Annotated in this window: 4 protein-coding genes and 1 pseudogene; 4 read left to right on the plus strand and 1 reads right to left on the minus strand. The window is 64.4% G+C overall.

What is annotated here, in order from left to right; translation table 11 throughout:
* Nucleotides 1–35 precede the first annotated feature (35 nt).
* Nucleotides 36–1,532, minus strand: a complete 1,497-nt coding sequence (locus VMR03_RS10675) for a PLP-dependent aminotransferase family protein (RefSeq protein WP_325405007.1) — start codon at nucleotides 1,530–1,532, stop codon at nucleotides 36–38.
* Nucleotides 1,533–1,639: 107 nt separating this feature from the next.
* Between VMR03_RS10675 and VMR03_RS10680 the strand changes: the two genes are divergently transcribed.
* The 4 genes and pseudogenes from VMR03_RS10680 to VMR03_RS10695 all read left to right on the plus strand — a co-directional run.
* Entirely contained in the window at nucleotides 1,640–2,251 is a 612-nt protein-coding gene (locus VMR03_RS10680; protein ID WP_325405009.1) for a pyridoxamine 5'-phosphate oxidase family protein, read from the plus strand.
* A gap of 150 nt (nucleotides 2,252–2,401) precedes the next feature.
* On the plus strand, nucleotides 2,402–3,604 hold the full coding sequence (locus VMR03_RS10685; RefSeq protein WP_325405010.1) for a pyridoxal phosphate-dependent aminotransferase: 1,203 nt from the start codon (nucleotides 2,402–2,404) through the stop codon (nucleotides 3,602–3,604).
* 265 nt (nucleotides 3,605–3,869) lie between these two features.
* Nucleotides 3,870–4,337: a Dps family protein gene (locus VMR03_RS10690; RefSeq protein ID WP_325405012.1), complete on the plus strand. Its 468-nt coding sequence runs from the start codon at nucleotides 3,870–3,872 to the stop codon at nucleotides 4,335–4,337.
* 58 nt (nucleotides 4,338–4,395) lie between these two features.
* Nucleotides 4,396–4,514 (plus strand): annotated as a pseudogene (locus VMR03_RS10695) (HAD family hydrolase); the annotation flags it as partial.

Consider the following 4,514-nt stretch of genomic DNA (forward strand, 5'->3'; position numbering starts at 1 on the left):
TGTCCCTGTGGCAAAGGGGTCGCGCGGAGACGCCGTCAAAGGTGGGCTTCGGCGAAAACCTGTGCCAACCGGCGCGCCGACCGGGCGATCTGCGCTTCGGGGATCGCCGCAAAGCCCATATGCAATCCGCCATCGCTTCGCCGGCCGAGATAGTAGGTCGAAAGCGGCGTGACGTGAATATCGGCCGCGGCCGCGGCCTCTGCGGCTTTCCGGTCGTCGACCCGCCGCTTCAGAAATCCCACGAGTTGCATGCCGCCATCGCTCGGCGACGCCTCGAGGAACTCGCCGAGATCGCGTTCTATCGCCTCGATCAGACAGGCGCGCCGCGCCGCATAGACAGCCCGCATCCGCCGGACATGAGTGCCGAAATGCCCGTCGCCGATGAAGTCGGCAAGCGCCGCCTGAATTGCGGGCGAGGGGACATGACCCGTGAGCCGGATCGCGGTACGGAACGCATCGATCAGCGCATCGGGAACGATCAGATAGCCAACCTTCAGCGACGGAAAGAGCGTCTTTGAAAACGTCCCCATGTAGAGCACGCGCGCGGCGCGATCGAGCCCCTGCAGCGACGCGATCGGGCGGCCGCTGTAGCGATATTCGGAATCGTAATCGTCCTCGACGATCCAGGCCTTCGCCGCGCCCGCGAAGTCCAGCAGTGCGAGCCGGCGCGGCAGCGAAAGGGTGACGCCCAGCGGAAACTGATGCGACGGCGTCACATAGATGAGCTTCGGCAAGGGATCGAGCGCGCGCCCTGCGGCGACGTCGATCCCTTCATGATCGACCGGCACGGGCACGAGCTTCGCGCCGGCGCCCAGCAGCGCGCCGCGTGCGCCGAGATAGCCCGGTTCCTCGATCCATGCGGCATCGCCCGGATCGATCAGCATGCGTGCGGCAAGATCGAGGGCGGCCTGCGCGCCGCTCGTCACGATCACCTGTTCCGGCGCGCAGATGACGCCGCGCGCCGCGCCGGCATGAGCCGCGATCGCCTCGCGCAGGGGCCTGTAGCCTTCGCCGGTCTCGTAGCCGAAGAGGCCGTTGTGTGGATCGCGTGCGCGCCGTGCGAGCAGCCGGCTCCACAGCGTCGCGGGGAACTGGTCGATCGCCGGCAGTCCATGCTGAAAGGCGCGGGCGTGGCCGCGCTCATAGCGCGCCGCGCCCCGTTTGACGGAGGCGATGAGTTGGCCGCGGCGGGAAAGCGGGATGCCGGGATCGGTCTTTGCGGTAAGCGTTCCGCGTTCGCCGGCGCCGACTGCGAGGAATCTGTCGGGCAGGGACGCCGCGATGCGCGTGCCCGCGCCGACCTGTCCCTCCAGATAGCCTTCGGCGGCCAATTGCTCATAAGCGGAGAGAACGGTATTGCGCCCGACGCCGAGATCGGCGGCCAATACCCGCGACGAGGGGAGGCGTGCCCCGGCCGCCAGCCGCCCGTCGAGGATCGCCCCGCGCAGCGCGTCATAGAGCTGGCGATAGAGCGGCGCCTCGGCTTGCGGGTCGAGGGCGAAACTGTCGAGCGGAAGCGGCGAACGGAGCATGGTCGGGGCCCGGCTTTTATGGCTCCTTTATAATCCAACGAATGGACCTTTCGATAGGTCCAATTTCTGTCAGGCTGACCGCAGTTTCCGACAATGGGAAGACCGCCGTGACCGACTATCAGACCTCTCCGCTTCACCGCGTCCGCCAGCGCGCCGTCAGGGCGCATTACGACCGCGAGACCGTGCATGCGATCCTCGATGAGGCGCTGGTCGCCCATGTCGCCTTCGTCGCCGAAGGCGGCCCGGTGTCGATGCCGATGTTCCATGTGCGGGACGGCGAGAGCGTGCTGGTGCATGGCTCGCGCACCAGCCGGTTCATGAAGGTGCTGTCGGCCGGTGTCCCCCTCTGCCTCACGGTGACGCTGGTCGACGGGCTGGTGCTGGCGCGGTCGGCCTTTCACCATTCGATGAATTATCGCTCGGTGATGGTGCATGGGATCGCAACGCCCGTTTCGGAGGACGACAAGCCGCGCGCTTTGAACCTCTTCACCGAACGCGTGAAGGCAGGCCGGTCGAAAGAGGCGCGGCCGGCCAATACGCAGGAATTGAAGGCGACGCAGGTGCTGCGCATCCCTCTTGTCGAGGTTGCGGCAAAGGTTCGGGATAGCGGTCCTTCCGACGATGAGGAAGATATGCGCCTCGCGGTCTGGGCGGGCGTCATCCCGGTCGAACAAAGGCTCGGCGAGCCGGTCGCCTGGGGCGCCGTTTCGCCGGCCTGAAGGCGGGTTTTCCCTTGCGGATCGCTGTTGCGCCGCAAGGGAAGCAGGCTTAGGTTTGCGCCGCTTTTCCGGGGTGTCCCGGGAAAGCGGTTTTTGTCGCGCGCGGGGGCCGAAGCCGCTGCCTGCGCGCCCTTCCCGGAGTGACAGATCATGGCCTTCCTTTCGGACTCGCTGAAGCGCATCAAGCCGTCGGCAACCATTGCCGCGACCCAGAAAGCGCGCGATCTGAAAGCGGCGGGCGTCGACGTGATCGGCCTCGGCGCGGGCGAACCCGACTTCGACACGCCGGACAACATCAAGGCCGCCGCCATCGCCGCGATCGAGCGCGGCGAGACCAAATACACCGATGTCGGCGGCATTCCCGAGCTGAAGAAGGCCATCGCCGCGAAGTTCAAGCGCGAGAACGGGCTCGACTACAGCCCCGCGCAATGCTTCGTCGCGCCCGGCGGCAAGCCGATCATCTTCAACGCGATGCTGGCGACGCTGAATCCTGGCGACGAGGTCGTGATCCCGGCGCCCTATTGGGTGTCCTATCCCGACATCGTCGAATTGCTGGGCGGCACGCCGGTCATCGCGCGGGCGGGGATGGAGACCAATTTCAAGCTCCAGCCCGAAGCGCTCGAAAAGGCGATCACGCCGAAGACGAAATGGTTCATCTTCAACTCGCCGTCGAACCCGACGGGCGCGGCCTATACGCATGACGAATTGAAGAAGCTCACCGATGTTCTGCTGCGCCATCCGCATGTCTGGATTCTCAGCGACGACATGTACGAGCATCTCTCCTATGACGGGTTCAAGTTCGTGAGCCCGGCGCAGGTCGAGCCGAAACTTTATGACCGCACGCTCACCATGAACGGCGTCTCCAAAGCCTATTCGATGACCGGCTGGCGCATCGGCTATTGCGCCGGTCCCATCGAACTCATCAAGGCGATGACGACGATCCAGAGCCAGTCGACCTCGAACCCGACGTCGATCAGCCAGTGGGCGGCGGTCGAGGCGCTGAACGGCACGCAGCATTTCATTCCCGAGCGCGCCGCGAGCTTCAAGGAGCGCCGCGACCTCGTCGTGTCGATGCTCAATCAGGCGAAGGGCATCAAATGCCCGACGCCCGAAGGCGCCTTCTATGTCTATCCGTCCTGCGCGGGCTGCATCGGCAAGACGACGCCGAAGGGCCGGGTCATCGAGACCGACCAGGATTTCGTGGAAGCCCTGCTCGAGGAAGAGGGCGTCGCCGTCGTGCATGGCGAAGCCTTCGGCCTCGCGCCCTTCTTCCGCATTTCCTATGCGACGTCCACGGATGCCTTGACCCGGGCCTGCGAGCGCATTCAAAGGTTCTGCGCATCCCTCAGGTAAGCGCCGGGCACGCGATCCGGCGGAACGAAATTCGGGCCTCGCATTTTCAGATGCGAGCCTGTTTGTCTTTTCGAGGCGCACCGCTAGCATTGGCGGCGCGGTAAGAGATGATCGTAATCAATGCCGTTCCGGTGCGAATGCCCGAACATCAAAACCTCCGTTCGGCGGCCACGCGGGCCCTTCATGCATTAGAATGATTATAAAGTATGTTGTAATGGCTGCCCTACATGACTAGATTGATCTTACCAAGCAAGGAGGTACTGCCATGCCCATCGATATCGGAATTTCGGAAAAGGACCGCACGGCCATCGCGGAAGGCCTGTCGCGCGTGCTCGCCGACAACTACACGCTCTATCTGAAGACCCACAATTATCACTGGAACGTGACCGGCCCGTCCTTCCGGACGCTCCATCTGATGTTCGAGGAGCAGTACCGCGAACTCTGGGCGGCGACCGACACGATCGCGGAGCGCATGCGCGCCCTCGGCGCCAAGGCACCCGGCACTTACGGCCAGCTCTCGAAGCTGACATCGATCCACGAGGACAACGACCTTCCGAGCGCGAACCAGATGGTCGCCAATCTGGTGAAGGGCAACGAGCAGCTGAGCAAGATATCGCGCGAAGTTTTTGCAGTCGCCGAGGCGGCGGAAGACGAAGCGACCTGCGATCTTCTGACGGAGCGCATGACGGCCGCCGAGAAGGCCGCCTGGATGCTTCGCAGCATCCTCGAGTGATGTAATCCCTCACGAAACGTGACTTGCGCGAAACGCCATGACGCCCGATAAGCGCGTCATGGCGTTTCCGTTTTCTCCCTCTCTCGTCATCTTCGATTGCGACGGCGTGCTGGTCGACAGTGAGCCCGTCGCGAACCGTCTGCTCGCGCGCGTGCTAGCGGAGGATGGCTTCGACGT

Source organism: Parvibaculum sp. (assembly GCF_035511255.1).
Taxonomy (GTDB): Bacteria; Pseudomonadota; Alphaproteobacteria; order Parvibaculales; family Parvibaculaceae; genus Parvibaculum.

Coding starts and splice junctions, on each gene's coding strand:
- VMR03_RS10675 (WP_325405007.1), bottom strand. CDS start 1,532: ATGCTCCGTTCGCCGCTTCCGCTCGACAGTTTCGCCCTCGACCCGCAA.
- VMR03_RS10685 (WP_325405010.1), top strand. CDS start 2,402: ATGGCCTTCCTTTCGGACTCGCTGAAGCGCATCAAGCCGTCGGCAACC.
- VMR03_RS10690 (WP_325405012.1), top strand. CDS start 3,870: ATGCCCATCGATATCGGAATTTCGGAAAAGGACCGCACGGCCATCGCG.